Origin of the sequence: Curtobacterium sp. MCLR17_042, assembly GCF_003234695.1 — a bacterium.
GTDB lineage: Bacteria > Actinomycetota > Actinomycetes > Actinomycetales > Microbacteriaceae > Curtobacterium > Curtobacterium flaccumfaciens.
In genome coordinates this window covers 228,813-252,136 of record NZ_QKTD01000003.1, presented here as the reverse complement: position 1 = coordinate 252,136, position 23,324 = coordinate 228,813, and the positions used below count along the sequence as shown (strand labels likewise).

Genomic DNA, 23,324 nt, shown 5'->3' with positions numbered 1-23,324 from the left:
TGCGGCAGGATGGCGCCGTGGCGATCACACCGGACCGACCTGACGTCTTCGTGCTCCCTGCGATGTCGGCCGCGATCCCCACCACCCAGGACGTCCTCTGCATCCTGCCCCCGGACGGGCGCGACGACCCCGCCGCGATCATCGAGAGCCACCGTCGGGCCCGTGCTCAGCGGTCTCGGCAGGACACGGCGGGGTGCCTGGTCCCGCTGTCGGTCGGTCTGGTCGCCGCAGGGCTGTGCCTGGCCGCACTCGGGGCTCTCGCTGCGTCGACGTCCCCGAGGAGTGCCCGGCTCCTCGTCGCCGTCGTGGTGTTCCTCGTCGTCTCGTCAGCCGTCGCGGTCCTCGTCGATCGGCGGCGACGGCGACGGCCACCGGTGCAGCCCCTCCCGGTGACACCGATCGACCCTCGGGTCGCCCGTCTCGCGCCCGGGGACCTGCCCGCGGCCGAGGTCATCCGCGCCTCGGTAGTCCTGCAGTCGCTCGACCGTGCTCGTGCCGACCTCCGGAAGGGCGAACACGACGCCGACCTGACGGACGCGCAACGGACGGTCTCGCCCGGCGACCGGAGCTCGTGGTTCTACCGGCCCGAGGACCTGGCCGGGCTCCGCGCCGCTGCCACGTCCGCACGCGATGAGGCCGCCGAGGTCCTCCGGTCAACCGGCATCCCGCTCGAGGCGCTCGAGGACTGACCGGGCACGCACCGCCAGGTCGGGGTGATCGGCGAACACCCCGTCGAGTCCGGTGCGGATCACGGACGTGAACCACCGCTCCCAGTCGCCGAACGCCGCGACGTCGCCACCACGACGCAACGGCGACGGCAGGAACCGGTTCTCCGGCCGGAGGGTCCACGTGTACACCGCGAGCCCCACGGCGTGGGCCCGGTCGACGATCGCGCTGCGCACCGGCGTCGGATCGTCGAGCGCGACGCTGTCGACGCCGGCCATCAGGGTGCCGAGGTCGACGCTGATGCCGTGGAACTCGGTCGCGAACGACGCGAGCGCGTCCTCGGAACGCTCGGCGGCGTAGGTGGGGGCGAGCGATCCGTGGGACGCGACCTCGTCCGCGGCGCTGCCACGGGCCTCCTGGAGGTACACGAGCCGACCACCGGTCCCCCGCTCGCGCAGGTCGCGCAGCACGCCCTTCTCGAAGCTCTCCACCGTGAGCCGCTCGTCCTGCCGCCACCCGGCCTCGCCGAGCGCGGCGTCGACGAGTGCACCCATCGGGAACCCGGCGCGGTCGAAGGACGCGGCGTGCTTCACCTCGGCGACGAGCCCGACCGGGCGGGGTGCTGCGTCGAGGATCGCGAGCAGGTCGACGAGCCGCAGGATCGGCTGCGCACCGTCGTGCTCGGCGGAACCCGGCCGCAGCACCGGCAGGCGCTCGCGGGTGCGGAGCGTCTGCAGCTCAGCCCACGTGAAGTCCTCGGTGAACCAACCGGTCAGGGTCTGGCCGTCGACGGTCTTCGTCGTGCGCAGGTGCCGGAACTCGGGGTGGTCGGCGACGTCCGTGGTGCCCGAGACCTCGTTCTCGTGCCGGAGCACCAGCACACCGTCCTTCGTGGGCACCAGGTCCGGTTCGATCGCGTCGGCGCCGAGTTCGATCGCGAGCTCGTACGCGCTCCGCGAGTGCTCGGGACGGTAGCCGGACGCACCGCGGTGGGCGATCACGAGGGTCATGGCGCGACCCTACTTGCCGTGGGTGACCAGCGGGGCACCTGTGTCGCGGGACACACGCGTCGCTCCCGCGACCATCGTTCCCAGCGACGACGCCGAGCATCACCGCATGACCGTCCGTTCGCTCTCCACCGCCGTCGAGGCCCGGATCGACCGCGCCGCACGCCGCGTGCTCGACGCCGGGCACCAACCGCACCGACCCGTCCGGGTGTTCGCCACCGAGTTCCTGGTGTTCGGCGCGAAGCAGGCCTGGGCGTGCGCGTTCGGGGCGCTGCTGCTCGCGACCATGGCCGTGGTGCACCTGACCGTGCCGGCGGCGATGCGGAACGACCTCCTGACGATCGCGGCCGTGCTGCTGCAGGTCGGGATGCTCGTGTTCGGGCTCGAGACCGTGCGGGAGCTCCGGGTCGTCCTGCTGTTCCACGTCGTCGGGACCGCGATGGAGATGTTCAAGACCCACATGGGCTCGTGGACCTACGAGCCGGGTGGGCTGTTCGTCGTCGCCGGAGTGCCGCTGTTCTCGGGGTTCATGTACGGCGCCGTCGGGTCGTACATGGTGCGGGTCTACCGGCTGTTCGACCTGCGGTTCGACCGGTACCCGCGGCAGTGGCTGCTGGCGGTCGTGGCGGGCGGGATCTACCTGAACTTCTTCGGCCACCACTTCGTCGCCGACGCCCGGTACGTGCTGCTCGCGCTCGTGCTGCTGCTCTTCGCCCGCACGACCATGCACGTGCGGATCCACCGGGCGACGCTGCGGATGCCCGTCCTCGTGGCGATGGCCCTCGTCGCGGTGTTCATCTGGGCGGCGGAGAACGTCGCGACCTGGGCCGGGGCGTGGAGCTACCCGGCGCAGCTCGCGGTGTGGCAGCCGGTGGCGCCGACGAAGATCGTGGCGTGGTTCCTGCTCATGACGATCTCGGTCGCGCTCGTCACGTGGCTCTACCCGGCGCTGCCGTCGGGACGGGCGCGCTCGACGGGCTCGACGGGCTCGACGGCGGACTCTCGACGTCCTCGGGGCGCGCGTGCAGCGGGCGACCCTAGGCTTCCCTCGACGGAGCCCGCTGGGCCCGCGTCCGCTCGCCGCGAATCCTCAGCCTTCCGCGACCGAGCGCCCCTAGGCTGAGAGGACTCGAATCTCCTAGGAAGAGGACACCATGGCCTTCAAGCCCGGTTTCGACCAGTCCCCCGCCTTCAACGCACAGGGGGCAAACACCTGGGGCGGGCGCGGTGCTGGTCAACAGCAGGCCGGCTGGGGACAGACCCCGCAGCAGGCCCAGGGCGGCATGACCCCCGAGCAGCTGCAGTACATGTACGACCGTCCGACTGCGTCTCCGGTGGACACCGACCGCATGTCGTACGAAGACACCATCGTCAAGACGCTGCTCGCCTTCGGCGTGCTCGTCGTCGGCGCGGTGGCCGGTTGGAACCTGCCCCCGGCCGTCTGGGTCGTCGGCGCGCTCGTCGGGTTCGTCCTGGCGCTCGTCAACACCTTCAAGAAGAAGCCGTCGCCGGGTCTGATCCTGACGTACGCGTTCTTCGAGGGGCTGTTCGTCGGCGGTATCTCGAACTACTTCCAGACCGCGTTCCCCCAGGCCGACGGCATCGTCGCGCAGGCCGTGTTCGGCACGCTCGGTGTGTTCTTCGTCACCCTGCTCCTGTTCCGTTCGGGCAAGGTCCGCGCGACTCCGAAGGCCACGCGCTTCTTCCTGATCGCGATGGTCGGGTACATGGCGTTCTCCCTGGTGAACCTGGTCCTGATGTGGACCGGCGTGACGCAGAGCGCGTTCGGCCTGATGGGCGTGACGCTCTTCGGCATCCCGCTCGGTGTGCTGATCGGCATCTTCGTGGTCGTCATGGCGGCGTACTCGCTGATCCTCGACTTCGATCAGATCAAGACCGGTGTCGAGCGTGGCGCACCCCGCATCTACGCCTGGACCGCGGCGTTCGGCCTGATCGTGACGCTCGTCTGGCTGTACCTCGAGATCCTGCGCATCCTCGCCATCATCGCGAGCAGCTCGCGCAACTAGTACCACCGCACACGCGAAGGGCCCCGGCGCTGCCGGGGCCCTTCGTCGTCCCCGGGCCGGTGGAAGCGAGAGCGGCAGCGGTCCCAGTGGTCACAACACCCCGCCGGTCACCCGCCGAGTGGTCACGAAGTGTCGCCCGGGCCGGGGCCAGCCGACAGTTCGTGACCCCTCGGCACCGGGCCCGCGGGGTGTCGTGACCACTCGACGGCCCCGGTAGCACCCACGCCCACAACTCCAGCCGCCCGAGGTCGCACAACACGCCGCATGTGCAGCGCCCGGGTCGCGCCGACTGCCGTCACACGTCCCGGCCGACGGCAGTTCGTGCGACTCCGGCACCGACCCCGGCGCCGCCCACGGACGCACGAAGGCCCGGCACGCGTGACGCGTACCGGGCCTTCCGTTGCTCAGGGGAGCCCTACTCCCACTCGATCGTCCCCGGCGGCTTCGACGTGACGTCGAGCACGACCCGGTTGACGTCGGGCACCTCGTTCGTGATGCGGTTCGAGATCTTCGCGAGGGTGTCGTACGGCAGACGCGTCCAGTCGGCGGTCATGGCGTCCTCGGACGAGACCGGACGGAGCACGATCGGGTGCCCGTAGGTCCGGCCGTCGCCCTGCACGCCCACGGAGCGGACGTCGGCGAGCAGCACGACCGGGCACTGCCAGATCTCCTGGTCGAGGCCGGCCGCGGTGAGCTCTTCGCGGGCGATCTTGTCGGCCGCGCGGAGCAGTTCGAGCCGCTCCTTCGTGACCTCGCCGACGATGCGGATGCCCAGGCCCGGACCGGGGAACGGCTGACGACCGACGATGACCTCGGGCAGCCCGAGCTCGCGGCCGACCGCGCGGACCTCGTCCTTGAACAGGGTGCGCAGCGGCTCGACGAGCTCGAACGTCATGTCCTCGGGCAGGCCGCCGACGTTGTGGTGCGACTTGATGTTCGCGGTACCCGCTCCGCCGCCGGACTCGACGACGTCGGGGTAGAGCGTGCCCTGCACGAGGAACTTGACCTCAGCATCGGAGTCGGAAGCCTGGGCCTCGAGCACGAGTGCCTCGGCCGCGCCCTCGAACGTGCGGATGAACTCGCGCCCGATGATCTTGCGCTTCTGCTCGGGGTCACTCACGCCGGCGAGGGCGTCGAGGAACTGCTGCTCGGCGTCGATCGTGATGAGCCGGACACCGGTGGAGGCGACGTAGTCCTCTTCCACCTGCTTGCGCTCGTCGGCACGCAGGAGCCCGTGGTCGACGAAGACGCAGGTCAGCTGGTCGCCGACGGCCTTGTGCACCAGGGCTGCGGCGACGGCGGAGTCGACACCACCGGAGAGCCCGGCGATGACCCGCGCGGAACCGACCTGCTCGCGGATGCGGGCGACCTGCTCCTCGATGACGTTGCTGGAGTTCCAGTCGCCGGGCAGGCCCGCGGCACGGTGCAGGAAGTTCTCGAGCACAGCCTGGCCGTACACGGAGTGCTTCACCTCGGGGTGCCACTGCACGCCGTAGAGCTTGCGCTCGTCGGACGCGAACGCCGCGACGGGCGTCGATGCGCTCGAGGCGAGCACCTCGAACCCTGCCGGTGCCTTGGCCACGGAGTCGCCGTGCGACATCCACGTCACCTGGTCCGCCGGCTGGTCGCCGAGCAGGGTGCTGGTGCCGGGGGCGAGCGTCACGTCGGTGGCGCCGTACTCGCGCAGCCCGGTGTTCGCGACCTCGCCACCGAGGGCGGTCGCCATGGCCTGGAAGCCGTAGCAGATGCCGAGCACGGGGACGCCGAGGTCGAGGATGTCACCGTCGAGGGACGGCGCGCCTTCTTCGTACACGGACGACGGACCACCGGACAGCACGATGGCCGCCGGGTCCTTGGCGCGGACCTCGTCCGCGGTGATGGAGTGCGGCACGATCTCGCTGTAGACGTTCGCTTCACGGACCCGACGCGCGATGAGCTGCGCGTACTGGGCCCCGAAGTCGACGACGAGGACGGGACGCTGTTCGGTCTCGCTCACCGAGCGGCCTCCTTCTCACGCTGCTGGGCAGCGATCAGCTCGTGGTAGGTGTCCATGGCCCGCTGCTGCATGCGGTGTTCGACCACGAAGGACATGAACGGGATGATGCCCCCGAGGGCGATGAGCAGGAAGCGCGACGGCCTCCAGCGCATGATGCTCCACAGACGGAAGTCCGTGAAGAGGTAGAGCACGTACAGCCAGCCGTGTGCGATGAGGATCGCGATCGACAGGTTGAACGTGCCCGGGGTCTCGCCCGCCGTGCCGTTGGGCACGAAGAACGGGCCGTTGCCGAGCTGCATCTCGAGCTGCAGCGGCGTGTACTTGATGATGACCTCGACCACCAGGGCGAGCAGCAGCACACCGGTGATGTACGCCGAGACGCGGTACCACTTCACCGCCCCCGGGATCTTGGGGATGTCACGGGTTCGGACGGTCAGGGCCATGCCGGCAATCCTACCGTCGGAGCGCGTCGGCTTCGGTGGCGAGGGCTGCCTCGCGCTCCTCTTCCTGCTCGCGCTCCCAGGCGTCCTTCACGAACCGGTACCAGAGGAACACGGCGAAGCCGGCGAAGACGACCCACTCGATCGCGTAGAAGAGGTTGAGCCAGTCGAACTGGACCTCGCGCGACGGTGCACGGTCGGCGATGGTGCCGAGGTCGGCGGCCTTCGCGGTGGTGCCGTCGGCGACCACGTACCCGAGGTACATGCGGTCGTCGAAGGCCTGCCAGGTGTTCACGAACCGGGCGGGGGCGACGGCGGAGTACTCGCCCTTCTTGTAGGCGTCCTGGTCGGGCGACTCCGCTGGGTAGTACCGGCCCTGGATCGTGAGCGTCTGGCCGTCCGCCAGGCGCTCGCCTCCGGCGACGGCGGCCGACCGCTGGTCGGACCACCCGATGACGACCGGGAGGCTCGCCCCACCGTCCGAGTCCACCAGGTGTCCGACGGTCTGGTACTTCCCACCCCCGGTGCGGCCGGTCAGGACGGTGGTGTCGTCGGCGACGAAGGTCCCGGTGACGGTGACCTTCTGCCCGGCGAGACTCTCGCTGACGGGGCGCTCGGGGGTGGTGACCGCCTCGAGCGTGCGGCGGGTCTCGGTGGTCGCCGGCAGGGGCTTGCCGTTGGCGATCGACCGCTCCAGCTGCCACTTGCCCAGCCCGGCGAACACCGCCGCCAGCACGAGCGCCAGCAACAGCAGCGCGATCCACCTCGGTCGTCGGGCAACGGCCCACATCTGTATCAGTACTCCGGATCGCGCTGTCGGACCGGGCGCTCGGGGCGCTCGGCGGGGATCTCGACCGGCGACGTCACGGGGGCGGACGTCGGGTCGGACCCCTCATTGTCTCGCTCGTCCCTGCCAGCCGCCTCGACGAGCGCGAACTCCTCGGCGAACTGGCGGTCCCGCTCGGCCTTCCGCGCCGCGGCGGTGGCGTCCGCCTCGGCCTCGGCCGCTTCGGCGCTCTCGGCAGCGGCTGCGGCGGCGACGGCACGTCGGCCGCCCAGGCGTCCGCGCAGGCGGATGAGCCGGCCCGGACGCACCACGAGGCGGCCGATCCGGTCCGAGTTCACCGCGAGCAGCGGCCCGAGGACGGCCATGCAGAGGACGTAGAGGCCCGCGAAGGCGGTGATCCGCGCCTCCAGCCCGGCGGCAGCCGACAGCGTCGCGAGGATCAGCGCGAACTCGCCACGGTTCACCAGGATGACGGCGGTGTTGATGCCCTGCTGGACGTTGAAGCCGTTCATCCGCGCGACGATCTGGCCGGCGACCGCGTTGAGCACGACCGTCATGCCGATCGCGCCGAGGACGGGCCAGAGCACCTCGCCGAAGGTGGACAGGTCGAGGCCGAGGCCGAAGTTCACGAAGAAGAACGCGGCGAAGACGTCGCGCATCGGCAGGGCGAGCTGTTCGATGCGGTCGCGGTACCGGGTCGCTCCGCAGAGCAGGCCGATGACGAAGGCACCGATGGCGTCCGTCACGCCGAGCAGGTCGCCGATGCCACCGAACATGACCGCGAGTCCGAAGAACAGCACCGTGAACAGCTCGTCGTCACGGGTGGCGAAGATCTTCGAGACCCACTTGCCCGCGAAGCGCGCGAGCGTGAACATCACGATGAGGAACCCGAACGCGAGTGCCAGCTTGCCGACGACGGCCCAGACGTTGGTGTCGCCGGACAGCACGACGGAGACGATCGCCAGGTAGACGGCGATGAAGACGTCCTCGATCACGGTGACGCCCAGGATCATCGGGGTCTCGTCGTTCGCCAGGCGCCGGAGCTCGATGAGGAGCTTCGTCACGATGGCGCTCGAGGACGTCGCCGTCATGCCCGCGATGATCAGGGCTTCTCGGGTGCCCCAGCCGAGCGAGAACCCGAAGGCGAACCCCACGCCCATGTTGATGACGACGTAGGTGCCGCCGGACACCAGGAGCTTGCCGGCGTTGCCGTAGAACTCCTCTTGGTCGAACTCGAGCCCGAGGTTGAACAGCAGCAGGATGAGCCCGAACGTCGCGATGAGCTCGATCGTGTGGGACTCGACGCTCAGCCCGAACCACGGCGTGTTCGGACTCGCGACGAGTCCGACCACCATGTAGATCGGGATGGCCGGCAGACCGATGGTCTTGCCGAGCCGGCCCAGGACGTAGGCGATGACGAAGAGCACACCGATGGTGAGCAGCTCACCACCCGGGTGCATGCGCTAGCTCTTCCGCGGGGCCTCGGCCGAGGCGGCCGCAAGCTCTCCGCTGCGGTAGAAGGAGAACGCCTTGGCGACCTTCTCGGGGGATCCGGCGACGACGATGGTGTCTCCGGGGAAGACGACGAAGTCCGACGAGGGCGCCGGGTTGGCGCTGTCGCCACGGACCACGGCGACGACGGTCAGGCCGATGAAGCCGGAGTCGTGCAGGTCGCCGAGGGGCTTGCCCGCGATGGCGTCGTCGTAGTCGACGGAGAACCAGTCGATGGACAGCCCCGGGATCTCGTCGAGCTTGTCGAGGCCCTCGGTGATCCGGGTGCCGCCGAGCAGTTCGGCGAGCGTGTGCGCTTCGTCTTCGCTGAGACGCAGCGAGACCTTCTCGGACTTGTCCGCGCCGTCGGAGACGTCGGCGAACGAGATGAGGTCGGAGTGCCCCGACCGGTGCGTGATGACACCGCACTTGCCACCGTCGTCAGTGTAGAAGCTGTGCAGCACGCCGACTCCGGGGAGTTTGACGCGATGGACGTCGACCATGATGGCTCCCTCTTCGAGTACCCCCATGCTAACCACCCGGTGGTCCCGCGCATTCCTCCCGCTACTGTTCTGTGGATGGGGAGAACACGGATCGTCGTGGCCGTCGTCGGGGTGCTGGTCGTCGCGCTGTACGCAGCACTGCTGGCGGTGAACGCACTGGTGCTGGACCCGCTCGCCGCGGTCCCCGGTGCGACCCTGGCGGAGATCCACGCCGAGCTCTCGGAGCAGGGCTTCGCGGTCGGAGCGGACATCGCGACCGTCATCGGGATCGCCGTCGTCGGTGTCCTGTTCGCCGCGGGGCTGTCGGTGCTGCTGCTCATCACCCGGGCGAGGGCGCACGTCATCGCGGCAGTGCTGCTCGCCGTCGTCGTGATGGGGACGCCGATGTCGTTCGTGGCGGCGATCGCCCTCGGCATGGACGTCGCGGACGCCTACGGGGTCGGCGGCGGTGACCACACGATCTGGTCGGGCGTGCTGTACGTGACGAGCCTCGTCGCGCTGATCGGGATCCCGGTGGTGCTCGTGGTCGGCCAGGCGGTGCACGTGCGCCGCGCGGCCCTGCGGGCGCGCGCCGCCTGACGGACGTACCACGGGCCTCCAGTCCGGTCTGCTGGCCTGGAGGCCCGTGGTGCGTGCGCGACGCTGCTCGCTACTCCGGCTCGCTCGTCTTCTCCCCCACCACCTGCTCGTCGGACGCCTTCGCGCCCTCGGCGCCGTCCGAACGGCCGCCGCCCACGACCACGTCGTCCTCGTCGAAGCCGAACGCGATGTCCGGGGCCTCGAGCCGCACGCGGTCCGCGCTCTCGTCGTCGGGCTGCAGCTGCGACTCCCGTTCGGCGGCGACGCGCTTCAGGTAGTTCGCGACCTCGTGCTCGGTCGTCTCCTGGTCCCACCCGAGCACGTCCGCCATGAGCTTCGCGGCGACGGGCGCTGCTGACTCGCCGCGGTCCCAGGCCTCGATGGAGATGCGGGTACGACGGGCGAGGACGTCCTCCAGGTGCAGGGCACCCTCGTGCGAGGCGGCGTAGACGACCTCGGCGCCGATGTAGTCGTCGGCCCCCGGCAGCGGCTCGGCGAGTGCCGGGTCCTGCTCGACGAGCTGCAGCACCTCGGTCGCGAGGGTGCCGTACCGGTTGAGCAGGTGCTCGATGCGGACCTTGTGCACGTTGAAGCTCCGCGCGGTGCGGGCGCGTCGGTTCCACGCGGCGGGGTAGCCCTCGGCGCCGAGGAGCGGGATGTCCTCGGTCGTCGACTCCGGGATCCTGCCGTCCATGGCCGCGACGGCCTCGTCGATGGCGTCCTTGCCCATCACGCGGTACGTCGTCCACTTGCCGCCAGCGACCACGACGAGCCCGGGCACGGTGTGCGCGACGACGTGCTCGCGGCTGAGCTGCGAGGTCTGGTCGGACTCCCCCGCCAGCAGCGGGCGGAGGCCTGCGTAGACGCCCTCGACGTCCTCGCGGGTCAGCGGGACGGCGAGCACCTTGTTGACGTGCTCGAGGATGTAGTCGATGTCCGCCGCGGTCGCCGCCGGGTGCGCCTTGTCGAGGTACCAGTCGGTGTCGGTCGTGCCGACGAGCCAGTGCCGGCCCCACGGGATGACGAAGAGCACGCTCTTCTCGGTGCGCAGGATCATGCCCGTGTTCGACTGGAAACGGTCGCGCGGGATGACGAGGTGGACGCCCTTCGACGCCCGCACCTTGAACTGCCCGCGGGTGCCGATCATCGCCTGGGTGTCGTCGGTCCAGACACCGGTGGCGTTGACGACCTGCTTCGCGCGGATCTCGAACCGTTCACCGGTCTGGATGTCGTGGGCCTGCGCGCCGACCACGCGCTCCCCGACCTTGATGAACCCCTCGATGCGGACGCGACTCGCTGCCTCGGCACCGTACGAGGCCGCGGTGCGCACGAGCGACGCGACGTAGCGCGCGTCGTCGACCTGGGCGTCGTAGTACGTCATGCCGCCGACGAAGGCGTCCTTCTTGAGGCCGGGCATGTTCCTGAGCACCTGCTTCCGGCTGAGGTGCCGGTGGTGCGGGACGCCGGGCGGACGACCGCCGGACCAGCTGAACACGTCGTACATCGCCATGCCGATACCGATGTAGAAGCGCTCCCAGACCCGGTGGTTGAGCGGGTAGAGGAAGCGCACGGGTTTCACCAGGTGCGGGGCGATGCGCTGGAGCAGCAGGCCGCGTTCGATGAGGGCCTCGCGGACGAGTGCGAAGTTGAGCTGCTCGAGGTAGCGGATGCCGCCGTGCACGAGCTTGGACGAGCGGCTCGACGTCCCCGAGCCCCAGTCGCGGGCCTCGACGATGCCGACGCTCAGGCCGCGGGTCACGGCGTCGAGCGCACTGCCCGCACCGACGATCCCGCCGCCGACGACCAGGACGTCGAGCTCCTTGGTCTTCAGCGTCTCGATCGCGGCCGCACGTTCGTCCGGCCCGAGCTTCGCCGCGGGGTCGAACCCCACGCCGGGCGTGACGTCACGCGGACGTCCGGCCGTACTGGTCTGCTTCGTCGTGCTGGACTTGGCCATCGTCGCCTCCGGGTCACGGTCGGCGCCGTGGCGTCACCCGGGTTCGTGCCCGGGTGCCACCGTCACTGGTGGTACGGCGCCACGACCACTTCTACTCGCTGGAACTCCTTGGCGTCGGAGTATCCGGTCGTCGCCATCGAGCGGCGCAGGGCACCGACCAGGTTGGCGCGGCCGTCGTGGGTCGGCGTCGGACCGTTCAGGACGTTCTCGAGCGGGGCGATCGTGCCCACCTCGACGCGGCGGCCGCGGGGCAGCTCGGGGTGGTGCGCCTCGGCACCCCAGTGGTAGCCGCCACCCGGGGCCTCGGTCGCACGGGCGAGCGCGGTGCCGAGCATGACGGCGTCGGCACCAACGGCGATGGCCTTGACGATGTCGCCCGCGGTGTCGAGCCCGCCGTCGGCGATGACGTGCACGTACCGGCCGCCCGACTCGTCGAGGTAGTCGCGACGGGCACCGGCGACGTCCGCGACGGCGGTCGCCATCGGGGCGTGGATGCCGAGCGCGGCGCGGGTGGTCGACGCTGCGCCGCCACCGAAGCCGACGAGCACACCGGCGGCACCGGTGCGCATGAGGTGCAGCGCCGACGTGTAGGTCGAGGCACCGCCCACTATCACCGGGACGTCGAGCTCGTAGATGAACTTCTTGAGGTTGAGGGGTTCCTCGGTCTGGGAGACGTGCTCGGCCGAGACCGTGGTGCCGCGGATGACGAACAGGTCGACACCGGCGTCGACGACCGTCTTCGAGAACTCCTGGGTGCGCTGCGGGCTGAGCGAACCGGCGACCGGCACCCCGGCTGCGCGGATCTCGGCAAGGCGTGCGGTGATCAGCTCGGCCTTGATCGGCTCGGAGTAGATCTCCTGCATGCGCTTCGTGACGTTGCCGTCGGTGAGCGACTTGATCTCGTCGTAGTACGGGGTCGGGTCCTCGTAGCGGGTCCACAGGCCTTCGAGGTCGAGCACACCGAGGATGCCGAGCTTGCCCATCTGGATGACCGTCGCCGGCGAGGACACGGAGTCCATCGGCGCCGACAGGATCGGCGACGCGAACGTGAACGCGTCGATCGACCACTGCACGCTGACGTCGCGCGGGTCACGCGTCCGCCTGGAGGGGACCACCGCGATGTCGTCGAACGCGTACGCCCGACGTCCGCGCTTGCCTGCACCGATCTCGACTTCGCTCACTCGGACAGCCTACCGGGCGGGCTCTGCGGCGTGCACGGGCCGGACGGTGCGGGCGCCGGGCGCCCTCGCACCGTGCGAGGCATGCCGCGTACGGTGCGAGGTTCCGTGTTCGGTGCGAGGTCGCGAGGGTCGCACCGAACACGGAACCTCGCACCACGCAGCCGTCACCGCGCAGCCGTCAGCGCGGACGCCGCCGCGCCCGGCGGCGCTTCCGGAGCGCCCGCAGCACGAAGCCGAGCAGGAGCGCGAGCACCACGAGGACGACGAGCAGCGCGGCCGCGACCTTGACGAGCAACGCCGCCCCGACGAAGAGCGCGATGAACACGAGCCAGACGAGGGCGTCGAGCACGAGGGGTCCAGAGGTGCGCACCCGCGGAACGATACCGACCCGCGCGGGGCGAGCCGCGCCTCCTGGCCGGGTGCGACGGAAGACGCCGTCGTCAGCGCAAGACGCCGTCGTCAACGGAAGACGCCGTCGTCAGCGCAGGACACCGCCACGCCGACGAGACGCCGCCGAATTCCGAGGCGTCTCGACGGGACCGCGGCGTCAACGGAACACGACGGCGTCATGCGACCACAGTCATGCGACCACAGCCATGCGACTAGGGGCGAGTCGTGCCTCCTGGCCGGGTACAGGAGCGGGGCCGTGCGGCGCGAAGCGACCACGCACGGCCCCACCCGTCACGGATACCACCCCCACAGCGGTACCCGTAGCCGACGACAGCGCTAGCGCTGTGCGTCGACGTCCTTGGCGAGCGTCCCCAGGTAGAGCTCGATGACCTTGGGGTCGTCAGCGAGTTCCTTCCCGGTGCCCGAGTACGCGTTCTTCCCCTGGTCGAGCACGTACCCACGATCGCAGATCTGCAGACAGCGTCGCGCGTTCTGCTCCACCATGATGATCGACACACCGGCCTTGTTGATCCGGCGGGTCCGCAGGAACGTCTCGTCCTGGCGCACGGGGGACAGTCCGGCGCTCGGCTCGTCGAGCAGCAGCACCTTCGGGTCCATCATCAGCGCACGGGCCATCGCGACGGACTGCCGCTCACCACCCGAGAGCGACCCGGCCCGCTGGTTCCGCCGCTGCGCGAGGACCGGGAACAGGTCGTAGATGACCTCGAGCCGCTCGGCGAACTTCCGGGGCCGCAGGTACAGCCCCATCTGCAGGTTCTCCTCGATGGACAGCGAGGGGAACACGTTGTTCGTCTGCGGCACGAAGCCGACACCGGCCTGCACGAGCTTGTTCGCCTTGAGGTTCGTGATGTCGTCACCCTGCAGGGTCACCGAGCCCTCGCGGATGGCCACGAGCCCGAACAGCGCCTTGAGGAGCGTCGACTTGCCCGCACCGTTCGGCCCGATGATGCCGATGAGCTCGCCCGGGTAGCAGTCCAGGTCGCAGCCGTTCAGGATGTTCACGCCCGGCAGGTAGCCGGCGACGAGGTTCTTCGCGCTGAGCACCGGCTCGCGTTCCAGCGTGGCCGCCGGGGACGGACTGGAGGCACTGCTCGCGTTCGTGGGGTCCGTTGCGTCCGTCATCGGGTCGTCTCCTCTGCTGCGTCCTCTTCGGCGACTTCCTCCGCCAGTTCCTCGAAGGTCTCCTCGGTGAGGAGCGAGTCGTCACCCAGGTCGGTGTCGTGGTGCGCACCGAGGTAGGCGTCGATCACGGCCTGGTCGTCCATCACCGTGTCCGCGGGGCCCTCGGCGACGACCTTGCCCTCGGCCATCACGACCACCCAGTCCGAGATGTGCCGGACCATGTGCATGTCGTGCTCGACGAACAGCACGGTCATGCCGTCGTCGCGCAGGGACTGGATGTGCCCGAGGAGCGACTGGGTGAGCGCGGGGTTCACGCCGGCCATCGGCTCGTCGAGCATGATCATCGTCGGGTCGGACATCAGCGCCCGGGCCATCTCGAGCAGCTTCCGCTGCCCGCCGGACAACGAACCGGCGTAGTCGTCGGCCTTGGTGTCGAGCTTGAACCGGGCGAGCAGGTCCTCGGCCTTGGCCGTGATCTCGCGCTCGCGCTTCGCCCACACCGGCTTGACCAGGGCGGCGAAGAAGTTCTCGCCGGGCTGGTCGCGGGCACCGAGGAGCATGTTCTGCATCACGGTGAGCCGGGACAACGCCTTGGTCAGCTGGAAGGTGCGGACCATGCCCTTGTTCGCGATGTGCGTCGCGCTCGTCTTCTGCAGCGTCGCGCCGTTGAACTGCGTCTTCGCTCCGGGGCTCGGCTTGTCGAACCCGGTGAGCAGGTTGAAGAACGTGGTCTTGCCGGCGCCGTTCGGGCCGATGAGGGCCGTGATGGAGCCGCGCTGGACCTCGAGGTGGTCGACGTCCACGGCGGTCATGCCCCCGAAGCGGCGGGTGACGTCGTCGACGGTGAGGATCGGGTCGGCCTTGGGGTGGCCGTAGGTCTCAGACACTGAACGTCAGCTCCTTCTTGTTGCCGAGCAACCCCTGTGGACGGAACACGATGAGCAGCATGAGCGCGACGCCGACGAGCACGTACGAGAACTGCTCGGCCTGCTGCGCGTTCATGATCGAGTCGGGGATGAAGTCGCCGGCCAGCGTGCGGATGAAGAGCCGGACGACGAAGAAGAGCACGGCTCCGAGCACCGGTCCGAACACCGTCGCCGCACCACCGAGGATGAGCGCCGTCCAGATGAAGAACGTCATCGAGCGGCCCATGGCGTCCGGTTGCACCGAACTCGGCAGTACGTAGATGATGCCCGCGATCGCACCGAGCGCCCCACCGAACACGAGCGCCTGCATCTTGTACGAGTAGACGTTCTTGCCGAGCGAGCGGACGGCGTCCTCGTCCTCGCGGATGGCCTTCACCACGCGACCCCACGGGCTGCGCATGAGCAGGAAGAGCACCAGGGTGAACAGGGCGACCATGGCCCACGCCGCGATGCGGATCCACCAGCCGTTGACGCCGTTGTTCGCGTACGTGAACCACAGGATCGTGGTGGTGCCGTCGGGCAGCGGGCTGAGGGCGGTGAACGGGTCGCGGTAGCTCGACCCGGTGATGCCGTTCGAGCCACCCGTGGTCGAGGTGAGCAGGCTCGAGCGGCCCACCATGCGGATGATCTCGGCGCCGGAGATCGTGACGATCGCCAGGTAGTCGCCGCGCAACCGCAGGGTCGGGATGCCGAGGATGATCGCGAACACGATAGCAACGAGCAGGGCGATGAGGACCGCCATCACGAACGGCAGTCCGTTCGTGATCGAGATCGCGAAGCCGTAGGCACCGAGCAGCAGGAACGCCGCCTGGCCCATGTTCACGAGGCCGGTGAGCCCGAAGTGCACGTTCAGGCCGATCGCGGCCAGCGCGAACGCGGCCGTCGTCGGGGCGAGTGCCTCCTGGGTGAGCGAGGACAGCAGGTTGAGGATGTAGTCCATGCGCGTGCTCCCTTAGCCGATCCGCTCGGCGCGGCCGAAGATGCCCTGCGGCCGGAACAGCAGGATGAGGATGAGGATGACGAGGGCGGTGGCGTACTTGAAGTCACCGGGGAGCACCAGGTTCGTGAGCTCCACGACGACGCCGATGATCATCGAGCCGACCAGGGCGCCGTACGCGGTGCCGAGGCCACCGAGCGTGACCGAGGCGAACATGAGCAGGAGCAGCTGGAGCCCGGTCTGCCAGTTCACGCCGTTCAGGACGAGTCCGAGCATCACACCGGAGAGCCCCGCGAGGCCGGCGGCGAGCGTCCACACGAAGCGGATCACCCGGTCGACGTCGATGCCGGAAGCCGCGGCGAGCGCCGGGTTGTCGGACACGGCGCGGGTCGCCCGGCCGAAGCGCGTCTTCGCCAGGAAGAGCCCGGTCGCGACGAGGACCACGAGCGCGATGCCCATGGCGACGTACGACTGCACCGTCAGGGTGACGCCGGCGAACCGCACGGTCTCCGGGTTGCCCTGCTGGATGCGGACCGTCGAGGCACCGAAGAAGTACTGGAACGCGTACTGGGCGGCGATCGACAGACCGATCGTCACGATCATGAGCTGCGTGAGGCTGATGCGCCGTCGCCGGAGTGGGCGCCAGATCGCGGCGTCCTGCAGGTACCCGGTCGCGGCGCACAACAGCGTGACGACGATCCCGGTGACCCAGATGTTCCAGCCGAGCTGGTTGGCGAACACGTACGCCAGCAGACCGCCGAGGGTGACCTGCTCACCGTGCGAGAAGCTCGACAGCCCGGTCGTGCCGTAGATGAGCGAGAGCCCGATCGACGCCAGTGCGATGAGCAGCCCGAGCCGGAGACCCGAGGCGAACTGCTGCCAGGCCCGCTGGATGCTCACGCCCGACGAGTCCGTCGAGGTCGTGGCGCCCTTCTGGTCGGACAGCTGGAAGATCTGCCCGACGTTGGCGTTCAGGGTGGCCTGCACCTTGCGGTCGGCGTCGGCGGCGTTCGTCAGGTACTGGCCCTTCGGCAGGGTGCCCTGGTCGACGCTCACCGTGTACTCGCCGGCCGTGTCGACGCTGACGGACCAGCGGCCGTCGCCGTTGGTCGTGGCCGTCTGGTCGAAGCCGCTCGGGCCGGTCACGTCGACGTCGACGCCCTCGGCCGGTTCACGCTCGGAGTCGGTGATCGTGCCCTGGATGCACCCGTTGTCGGGGCTGACGGTGCACGCCTGGCTGGTGGCCGGTGCCGAGGTGGCACTGAAGGCCGGCAGGGTGACCGCCCAGTCGATCAGGAAGGTCGCCAGGAACGCGGCGACGAGCACGGCCGCCAGGACCGGTCGTCGTCGTGCGTGGCGGAGGCGGAACAGGCGCGGCTGCGCCCGTCCCGGAGGAGTGATGGATCCCACGGAAGAGCCTCTCGTTCGGATGACGAGGAACCTATGGGGATTTTGTGACACCCGTGTTTCCAACACGTTCCCTGTGTGATTCGTACCCGAACTGTGACGTTGTGGAGGAATGCTCCGAGGCGGGCGCGATCCGTGCCTCCAGGCGGAATGCGGCGACAGCCGCTCGCGTTACCATGTCCTATCCGGAACCCGTCGTCGTGTTCCCGGTGTCTCGACACTTCACTCGCCCACGAAGGGGACCCATGGACCAGCCGGATCCGTTCGGATTCATCGGACTCACGTACGACGACGTCATGCTGCTGCCCGGGCACACCGACGTCATCCCGAGCGAGGCGTCCACGGCGTCCCGGCTCACCAAGCGGATCTCCGTCAACGTCCCGCTGCTCTCCGCCGCGATGGACACCGTCACCGAAGCCCGCATGGCCATCGCCATGGCGCGCCAGGGCGGCATCGGGATCCTGCACCGCAACCTGTCCATCGAGGACCAGGCTGCCTACGTCGACAAGGTCAAGCGCTCCGAGTCGGGCATGATCACCAACCCGGTGACCACCACCCCGGACGCCACCGTGGCCGAGGTGGACGCGCTCTGCGGCCAGTTCCGCGTCTCCGGCCTGCCGGTCGTCGAGCAGGACGGCACCCTCGTCGGCATCATCACGAACCGCGACATGCGCTTCGTGGCCACGTTCGAGCAGGCCACCACGTACGTGCGCGACGTGATGACGAAGGCCCCGCTGATCACCGCGATGGAGGGCATCGACCCCGAAGAGGCGATCGCCATCTTCGCGCAGCACAAGATCGAGAAGCTGCCGCTGGTCGACGCCGACGGCAAGCTCCGCGGCCTCATCACCGTCAAGGACTTCGACAAGAGCGAGCAGTACCCGGACGCCACGAAGGACGACGAGGGCCGACTCCGCGTCGGTGCCGCGATCGGCTTCTTCGGCGATGCCTGGCAGCGTGCCGAGGCCCTGCGTGACGCCGGCGTCGACGTGCTCGTCGTCGACACCGCCAACGGCGAGAGCGAAGGCGTGCTCGACATGGTCCGCCGTCTCAAGGCCGACCCGACGTTCGACGCGATCGACGTCATCGGCGGCAACGTCGCCACCCGCGCTGGTGCCCAGGCGCTCATCGACGCGGGTGTGGACGCCGTCAAGGTCGGCGTCGGCCCGGGCTCCATCTGCACCACGCGCGTCGTCGCCGGTGTCGGTGTGCCGCAGGTGACCGCCGTGTACGAGGCCTCCCTCGCCGCACGCGAAGCCGGGGTCCCGATCATCGCCGACGGTGGCCTGCAGTACTCGGGCGACATCGCGAAGGCCCTGGTGGCCGGCGCCGACACCGTCATGCTCGGCTCGCTGCTCGCCGGCACCGACGAGTCCCCCGGTGACCTGGTGTTCGTGGGCGGCAAGCAGTTCAAGGCCTACCGCGGCATGGGGTCCCTCGGGGCCCTGCAGACCCGTGGCAAGAAGACCTCGTACTCGAAGGACCGCTACTTCCAGGCGGACGTGCCGAACGACGACAAGCTCATCCCCGAGGGCATCGAGGGCCAGGTGCCCTACCGCGGTTCGGTCGGCAACGTCGTCTACCAGCTCACCGGTGGGCTGCGGCAGTCGATGTTCTACGTCGGCGGTCGCACGATCCCTGAGCTGAAGGCCCGTGGCAAGTTCGTCCGCATCACGGCGGCGGGGCTCAAGGAGTCCCACCCGCACGACGTCCAGATGGTCGTCGAGGCGCCGAACTACCGCAGCTAGCAGCACTGCTCGACCAGACGCCCCCGCTCCGGACGGAGCGGGGGCGTCTGGCGTTCGTACGCGGACGCGTCAGGCCGAACGCCAGTCGTTCGACGTGATGTGCGAGCCACCGTGCGGGCCCATCTGCAGCATCCCGCCGTCCACCGGCAGGGACACCCCGGTGATGTAGGACGACGCACGCGAGGCCAGGAACGCCACGGCTGCCGCGATCTCCCACGCGTTGCCCGGACGGCCGAGCGGGACACCGGGGCGGTCGATGGTGTGCGGGTCCTCGTCCTCGGCGCCGGTCATCCTGGTGGCGATCTCGCCGGGAGCGACGGCGTTCACGGTGATGCCGTGCTCGGCGAGCTCGATCGCCATGGTCTTCAGCAGGCCGCCGAGCCCGTGCTTCGCGGCGTCGTAGGCGCTCGAGCCGTAGCGGGGCTGGTGTTCGTGCACGCTCGTGATGCCGATGATCCGACCGCCGGTGCCGGCCTGCACCATGTGCTTCGCGGCGGCCTGCATCGTGACGAAGGCGCCGTCGAGGTCCGTCGACACGGTGTGGCGCCACTGGTCGAGGGTCATCTCGAGGAACGGGGCGTCGTCGCCGGTGCCGGCGTCGGCCACGAAGACGTCGACGCCACCCAGCTGCGAGACGAGGCGGTCGACGACGGCGGCCGCCCCGGCGAGGTCGGAGACGTCGATCTGCTCGACGAAGGCCCGACGGCCGGTCTTCCGGACCTCCTCCGCGGTCTCCTCGGCACGGTCGGGTTCGGACAGGTAGGTGATGCCGACGTCCATGCCGGCTTCGGCGAGCGCGACGGCGGTCGCACGGCCGATCCCGGATTCGGAACCGGTGACGATGGCTGTGGTGGGCTGGAAGTCGCTCATGCGGCGGACCGTACGCCGGGCCTCCCGGGCGCCCTGCCGGACCATCCGCCTGGCGCAGGTCGGGTCGCCACGCCGGCACCGTCACTCCTGCGCCGATCCCTGTCCCTGCGCACAGGAACGTCACGGCTCGGTAACGAAACACCTTTGCGTACCGCCCCGTCACACGGGCGAAACACATGGACCCTACGTTTCTCGACATCCAGTGGAGGCGTCGCATTCACCCGAAGCGGCACAGCCTCCGCGCAGAGAAAGGGCTCCACGGATGATCAGAACCACCCGTGCCACCGCGGCACTGGCGTTGGCGGGCGCAGCAGCCGTCCTCCTCGCCGCGTGTTCCACCACCGGCAGTGCTTCCCCCTCGAGCTCGGCGTCGAGCGATGCGAAGAAGGATCCCGCCGCCAGCTGCAAGGCCCCGGACACCCCCGGTACGGACGCGCTGAAGATCGGCACGATCCTGCCCCTGACCGGTTCGCTGGCCTACCTCAACCCGCCGGCGGAGTCCGGTGTCGGCCTGGCAGTCAAGGACATCAACGCCGCGGGCGGCGTCCTCGACAAGGACGTCACGATCGACCCGGCGACCGACTCCGGTGACAGCAACGACATGACCGTGTCGAGCTCCGCCGCGACGAAGCTCGTCAACGCGAAGGTGCCGGTCGCGATCGGTGCCGAGTCCTCGTCGGTCACGCTGAACGTCATCGACCAGCTGACGAGCAACTGCATCGTCGAGATCTCGCCCGCGAACACCGCGACCGACCTCTCCGGCTACTCGTCGTACTACTACCGGACCGCACCGCCGGACTCGGTGCAGGGTTCCGCGCTCGGCCAGCTCGTGACCGGTGACGGCAACGCGAAGGTCGCCTTCCTGGTCTTCAACGACACGTACGGCACCGGCCTCCGCAACTCGGTGCAGGCTGCGGTCGAGGCGTCGGGTGGCCAGGTCGTCTACGGCGGCAAGGGTGAGGGCCAGGAGTTCCCGCCCGGCCAGACCACGTTCTCGTCCGAGGTGACCGCGGCCCTGGCCGCGAAGCCCGACGCGATCGTCGTCCTGGCCTTCGACGAGACGAAGTCGATCATCCCGGAGCTCGTGTCGCAGGGCAACGAGGCGAAGATCTACATGTCCGACGGCAACACGGCGGACTACTCGAAGGACTTCGACAAGGGCACCCTGACCGGCGCCCAGGGCACCATCCCCGGTGCCTCGCCGAAGGACGACTTCAAGAAGCAGCTCGCTGCGTTCTACAAGGACTCGTCGGGCAAGACGCTCGCCGACTACTCGTACGCGGCGGAGTCCTACGACGCCACCGTCCTCGCCGCCCTCGCCGCGGTGAAGGGCAAGGGCACCGACTCCGGCACCATCCAGGCCAACATGGCTGCGGTGTCGGGTGCCGACGGCGGCACCGAGTGCGCGACGTTCAAGGAGTGCAAGACGCTCCTGGACGACGGCAAGGACATCCACTACACCGGCCCGTCCGGCATCGGTCCGTTCGACGAGAACAACGACCCGTCGGCCGCCTACATCGGCATCTACAAGTTCGACGGCGACAACAAGCCCGTCTACCAGAGCGCCATCCAGGGTGCGGTGAAGAAGTAGGGCGCAGCCCAGCACCGCTCGCGAAAGCGACAGGCCCCCACGGAACTTCCGTGGGGGCCTGTCGCTTTCGCGTCGGCCTGGAGGCCCGTGTGGCGTCCGTCAGACCGGCTCGGCCTGGGTGGGTGCGAGCGCCCGGCGACGGGACGCCCGCGCGGCGGCGAACGAATCCGCCGTCAGCACCACGAGCGCGAGCCACACGATGCCGAAGCCGAACCAGCGTCCGGCCGACATCTCCTCGTGCTGCACGATCACCCCGACGAGCAGCTGCATCACGGGCGCCAGGTACTGGGTCAGCCCGAGCGTCGACAGGCTCACCCGGCGTGCCGACGACGCGAAGAGCAGCAGCGGCACCGCGGTCGCCGGCCCGGTCAGCACGGTGATGACCGCGTGTCCCCAGCCCTCGCTCGTGAACGTCACGCCGCCACCGAGCCCGGTCACACCGAGCACCACCAGCGCCACGACCGCGATCGGCAGCAGCCACACGGTCTCGATCGTCAGACCGCTCAGGGCGTCCACGGTGCCGCCGACCCGCTTCTTCACCAGGCCGTACAGTCCGAACGAGAACGCCAGGGCCAGCGAGATCCACGGCATCTGCCCGTAGCCGATCGCGATGACGACGACCGCCACGACGCTCAGCCCGACGGCTGCCCACTGCGCCGGACGCAGACGTTCGCGCAGGACCACGACGCCGAGCGCGATGGTGACGAGCGGGTTGATGAAGTAGCCGAGCGCGGCCTCGACGGTGTGGCCGGTGGTCGTCGCGAGGACGTAGACGGTCCAGTTGACCAGGATCAGGACGGCGGCGAGCCCCATCACGAGCATCACGCGGCGCTGGGCCATCAGGGTGCGGGTGCGGAGCCACGACCGGGTCACGGCGATCGCCACCGCGCAGAACACCAGGCCGAAGACGATCCGCCACGACACGATCTCGAACGCCGCCGCGGGGGCCATGGCCGCGAAGAGCAGGGGCATCAGCCCCCAGAGCCCGTAGGCCACGATGGCCTGCACCACGCCGACGGATGCCTCGCTGCGGACGGGTCGCGCCGGACTCGGTTCACTCACGGAACCATCCTAGGAACGACCGCCGACCCGTGGGACCCGCACCGGGCCTCCAGGCGGGGTGAGCGGGCTGATCAGGACCGGCACACCCGGGTTGACCGGCCCCGGACGCACGAACGCCCCGTCGGCCCGAAGGCCGGACGGGGCGTCCGTGGTGAGTACTCGACTCAGTGAACGATGACCGCGAGGACATCGCGGGCCGACAGGACCAGCAGGTCCTCGCCCGAGTACTTGACCTCGGTTCCGCCGTACTTGGAGTAGATGACCTTGTCACCCACTGCGACGTCGAGCGGGACGCGGTTGCCGTTGTCGTCGATGCGACCCGGACCCACGGCGACGACCTCGCCCTCCTGGGGCTTCTCCTTCGCGGTGTCGGGGATGACCAGACCGGAAGCGGTGGTCTGCTCCGCCTCGACCTGGCGGATGACGATGCGATCCTCGAGCGGCTTGATGCTGACGGCCACGGTGACCTCTTCTTTCTCGGTACGGACTCGGTACAGATGAAAACCGGGTTGGCACTTCGCACAGGAGAGTGCCAACGCCAACTCTAGGGGGCCTCTGGCACTCGGTCAATCCGAGTGCCAGCACATCCGGAGAACACGCAGCACCTGCGAGGATC

The 23,324-nt window shown here is 69.5% G+C and carries 22 protein-coding genes; 6 read left to right on the top strand and 16 right to left on the bottom strand.

Annotated features, from left to right (window positions below):
* Positions 1 to 17: 17 nt before the first annotated feature.
* On the top strand, positions 18 to 689 hold the full coding sequence (locus tag DEJ02_RS05620) for a hypothetical protein (RefSeq protein WP_111032268.1): 672 nt from the start codon (positions 18 to 20) through the stop codon (positions 687 to 689).
* Here DEJ02_RS05620 and DEJ02_RS05615 read toward each other — a convergent pair.
* A complete protein-coding gene (locus DEJ02_RS05615; protein WP_111028994.1) occupies positions 654 to 1,676 on the bottom strand; it encodes a glycerophosphodiester phosphodiesterase family protein in 1,023 nt (340 codons plus the stop codon). The two genes, DEJ02_RS05620 and DEJ02_RS05615, sit on opposite strands and share 36 nt — an antisense overlap.
* Positions 1,677 to 1,782: 106 nt before the next feature.
* Between DEJ02_RS05615 and DEJ02_RS05610 the strand changes: the two genes are divergently transcribed.
* Together DEJ02_RS05610 and DEJ02_RS05605 are read left to right on the top strand one after the other, a co-directional pair.
* On the top strand, positions 1,783 to 2,796 hold the full coding sequence (locus tag DEJ02_RS05610; protein WP_111032267.1) for a DUF817 domain-containing protein: 1,014 nt from the start codon (positions 1,783 to 1,785) through the stop codon (positions 2,794 to 2,796).
* A 31-nt stretch (positions 2,797 to 2,827) separates the two neighbouring features.
* The gene (locus DEJ02_RS05605) at positions 2,828 to 3,700 is read left to right on the top strand and encodes a Bax inhibitor-1/YccA family protein (RefSeq protein WP_042539759.1); all 873 of its coding nucleotides are present in this window, start codon (positions 2,828 to 2,830) and stop codon (positions 3,698 to 3,700) included.
* Positions 3,701 to 4,115: 415 nt separating this feature from the next.
* On the opposite strand, the gene guaA is transcribed toward DEJ02_RS05605, so the two are convergent.
* The 5 genes from guaA to DEJ02_RS05580 are packed head-to-tail and all read right to left on the bottom strand — an operon-like array spanning position 4,116 to position 8,917.
* On the bottom strand, positions 4,116 to 5,696 hold the full coding sequence (gene guaA / locus DEJ02_RS05600; protein WP_110863189.1) for a glutamine-hydrolyzing GMP synthase: 1,581 nt from the start codon (positions 5,694 to 5,696) through the stop codon (positions 4,116 to 4,118).
* Positions 5,693 to 6,139 carry a DUF3817 domain-containing protein gene (locus DEJ02_RS05595; RefSeq protein ID WP_017885467.1) on the bottom strand — a complete coding sequence of 149 codons (447 nt, stop codon included), beginning with the start codon at positions 6,137 to 6,139 and terminating at the stop codon, positions 5,693 to 5,695. Before DEJ02_RS05595 ends, guaA begins: the two co-directional genes overlap by 4 nt.
* Positions 6,140 to 6,149: 10 nt before the next feature.
* Positions 6,150 to 6,884 (bottom strand): SURF1 family cytochrome oxidase biogenesis protein, encoded by a 735-nt coding sequence (locus tag DEJ02_RS05590; RefSeq protein WP_181242997.1) that lies wholly within the window; start codon positions 6,882 to 6,884, stop codon positions 6,150 to 6,152.
* Positions 6,885 to 6,931: 47 nt separating this feature from the next.
* Positions 6,932 to 8,383 (bottom strand): cation:proton antiporter, encoded by a 1,452-nt coding sequence (locus DEJ02_RS05585; protein ID WP_111032266.1) that lies wholly within the window; start codon positions 8,381 to 8,383, stop codon positions 6,932 to 6,934.
* Between the two features lie 3 nt (positions 8,384 to 8,386).
* The gene (locus tag DEJ02_RS05580; RefSeq protein WP_017885470.1) at positions 8,387 to 8,917 is read right to left on the bottom strand and encodes a cation:proton antiporter regulatory subunit; all 531 of its coding nucleotides are present in this window, start codon (positions 8,915 to 8,917) and stop codon (positions 8,387 to 8,389) included.
* Positions 8,918 to 8,992: 75 nt separating this feature from the next.
* Between DEJ02_RS05580 and DEJ02_RS05575 the strand changes: the two genes are divergently transcribed.
* Positions 8,993 to 9,496: a hypothetical protein gene (locus DEJ02_RS05575; RefSeq protein ID WP_146249221.1), complete on the top strand. Its 504-nt coding sequence runs from the start codon at positions 8,993 to 8,995 to the stop codon at positions 9,494 to 9,496.
* A gap of 70 nt (positions 9,497 to 9,566) precedes the next feature.
* On the opposite strand, the gene DEJ02_RS05570 is transcribed toward DEJ02_RS05575, so the two are convergent.
* From DEJ02_RS05570 to DEJ02_RS05545, 7 genes are all read right to left on the bottom strand, one after another.
* Positions 9,567 to 11,453, bottom strand: a complete 1,887-nt coding sequence (locus DEJ02_RS05570; protein ID WP_071404640.1) for a glycerol-3-phosphate dehydrogenase/oxidase — start codon at positions 11,451 to 11,453, stop codon at positions 9,567 to 9,569.
* Between the two features lie 62 nt (positions 11,454 to 11,515).
* A complete protein-coding gene (locus tag DEJ02_RS05565) occupies positions 11,516 to 12,634 on the bottom strand; it encodes a GuaB3 family IMP dehydrogenase-related protein (RefSeq protein ID WP_027466694.1) in 1,119 nt (372 codons plus the stop codon).
* A 178-nt stretch (positions 12,635 to 12,812) separates the two neighbouring features.
* A complete protein-coding gene (locus tag DEJ02_RS18270) occupies positions 12,813 to 13,004 on the bottom strand; it encodes a hypothetical protein (RefSeq protein WP_146249220.1) in 192 nt (63 codons plus the stop codon).
* Positions 13,005 to 13,360: 356 nt separating this feature from the next.
* Complete coding sequence (locus DEJ02_RS05560; protein WP_258378667.1) at positions 13,361 to 14,167, bottom strand: ABC transporter ATP-binding protein; 807 nt, start codon at positions 14,165 to 14,167, stop codon at positions 13,361 to 13,363.
* The gene (locus tag DEJ02_RS05555) at positions 14,164 to 15,054 is read right to left on the bottom strand and encodes an ABC transporter ATP-binding protein (protein WP_027466697.1); all 891 of its coding nucleotides are present in this window, start codon (positions 15,052 to 15,054) and stop codon (positions 14,164 to 14,166) included. The genes DEJ02_RS05560 and DEJ02_RS05555 overlap by 4 nt, the downstream gene beginning before the upstream one ends.
* Positions 15,047 to 16,033: a branched-chain amino acid ABC transporter permease gene (locus DEJ02_RS05550; protein ID WP_027466698.1), complete on the bottom strand. Its 987-nt coding sequence runs from the start codon at positions 16,031 to 16,033 to the stop codon at positions 15,047 to 15,049. The genes DEJ02_RS05555 and DEJ02_RS05550 overlap by 8 nt, the downstream gene beginning before the upstream one ends.
* Before the next feature lie 12 nt (positions 16,034 to 16,045).
* Positions 16,046 to 17,356 carry a branched-chain amino acid ABC transporter permease gene (locus tag DEJ02_RS05545; RefSeq protein WP_084740736.1) on the bottom strand — a complete coding sequence of 437 codons (1,311 nt, stop codon included), beginning with the start codon at positions 17,354 to 17,356 and terminating at the stop codon, positions 16,046 to 16,048.
* A 326-nt stretch (positions 17,357 to 17,682) separates the two neighbouring features.
* Here DEJ02_RS05545 and guaB point away from each other — a divergent pair, with 326 nt between their 5' ends.
* The gene (gene guaB / locus DEJ02_RS05540; RefSeq protein ID WP_071404638.1) at positions 17,683 to 19,185 is read left to right on the top strand and encodes an IMP dehydrogenase; all 1,503 of its coding nucleotides are present in this window, start codon (positions 17,683 to 17,685) and stop codon (positions 19,183 to 19,185) included.
* 69 nt (positions 19,186 to 19,254) lie between these two features.
* Here guaB and DEJ02_RS05535 read toward each other — a convergent pair whose 3' ends face one another.
* Positions 19,255 to 20,055 carry an SDR family oxidoreductase gene (locus DEJ02_RS05535; RefSeq protein ID WP_111032295.1) on the bottom strand — a complete coding sequence of 267 codons (801 nt, stop codon included), beginning with the start codon at positions 20,053 to 20,055 and terminating at the stop codon, positions 19,255 to 19,257.
* Positions 20,056 to 20,317: 262 nt separating this feature from the next.
* Here DEJ02_RS05535 and DEJ02_RS05530 point away from each other — a divergent pair, with 262 nt between their 5' ends.
* A complete protein-coding gene (locus DEJ02_RS05530) occupies positions 20,318 to 21,646 on the top strand; it encodes an ABC transporter substrate-binding protein (RefSeq protein ID WP_071404636.1) in 1,329 nt (442 codons plus the stop codon).
* 99 nt (positions 21,647 to 21,745) lie between these two features.
* On the opposite strand, the gene rarD is transcribed toward DEJ02_RS05530, so the two are convergent.
* Together rarD and groES are read right to left on the bottom strand one after the other, a co-directional pair.
* On the bottom strand, positions 21,746 to 22,708 hold the full coding sequence (gene rarD, locus DEJ02_RS05525) for an EamA family transporter RarD (protein ID WP_181440279.1): 963 nt from the start codon (positions 22,706 to 22,708) through the stop codon (positions 21,746 to 21,748).
* A gap of 164 nt (positions 22,709 to 22,872) precedes the next feature.
* Positions 22,873 to 23,169, bottom strand: a complete 297-nt coding sequence (gene groES, locus DEJ02_RS05520) for a co-chaperone GroES (RefSeq protein WP_017885484.1) — start codon at positions 23,167 to 23,169, stop codon at positions 22,873 to 22,875.
* Positions 23,170 to 23,324: the final 155 nt, after the last annotated feature.

Bases quoted from the DNA above. Each gene is read 5' to 3' on its own strand.
- DEJ02_RS05535 (WP_111032295.1), bottom strand. From the start codon at position 20,055: ATGAGCGACTTCCAGCCCACCACAGCCATCGTCACCGGTTCCGAATCC.
- DEJ02_RS05530 (WP_071404636.1), top strand. From the start codon at position 20,318: ATGATCAGAACCACCCGTGCCACCGCGGCACTGGCGTTGGCGGGCGCA.
- DEJ02_RS05585 (WP_111032266.1), bottom strand. From the start codon at position 8,383: ATGCACCCGGGTGGTGAGCTGCTCACCATCGGTGTGCTCTTCGTCATC.
- guaB (WP_071404638.1), top strand. From the start codon at position 17,683: ATGGACCAGCCGGATCCGTTCGGATTCATCGGACTCACGTACGACGAC.
- DEJ02_RS05605 (WP_042539759.1), top strand. From the start codon at position 2,828: ATGGCCTTCAAGCCCGGTTTCGACCAGTCCCCCGCCTTCAACGCACAG.
- DEJ02_RS05575 (WP_146249221.1), top strand. From the start codon at position 8,993: ATGGGGAGAACACGGATCGTCGTGGCCGTCGTCGGGGTGCTGGTCGTC.
- DEJ02_RS05550 (WP_027466698.1), bottom strand. From the start codon at position 16,033: ATGGACTACATCCTCAACCTGCTGTCCTCGCTCACCCAGGAGGCACTC.
- DEJ02_RS05570 (WP_071404640.1), bottom strand. From the start codon at position 11,453: ATGGCCAAGTCCAGCACGACGAAGCAGACCAGTACGGCCGGACGTCCG.
- DEJ02_RS05610 (WP_111032267.1), top strand. From the start codon at position 1,783: ATGACCGTCCGTTCGCTCTCCACCGCCGTCGAGGCCCGGATCGACCGC.
- DEJ02_RS05560 (WP_258378667.1), bottom strand. From the start codon at position 14,167: ATGACGGACGCAACGGACCCCACGAACGCGAGCAGTGCCTCCAGTCCG.
- DEJ02_RS05580 (WP_017885470.1), bottom strand. From the start codon at position 8,917: ATGGTCGACGTCCATCGCGTCAAACTCCCCGGAGTCGGCGTGCTGCAC.
- DEJ02_RS05595 (WP_017885467.1), bottom strand. From the start codon at position 6,139: ATGGCCCTGACCGTCCGAACCCGTGACATCCCCAAGATCCCGGGGGCG.
- DEJ02_RS05615 (WP_111028994.1), bottom strand. From the start codon at position 1,676: ATGACCCTCGTGATCGCCCACCGCGGTGCGTCCGGCTACCGTCCCGAG.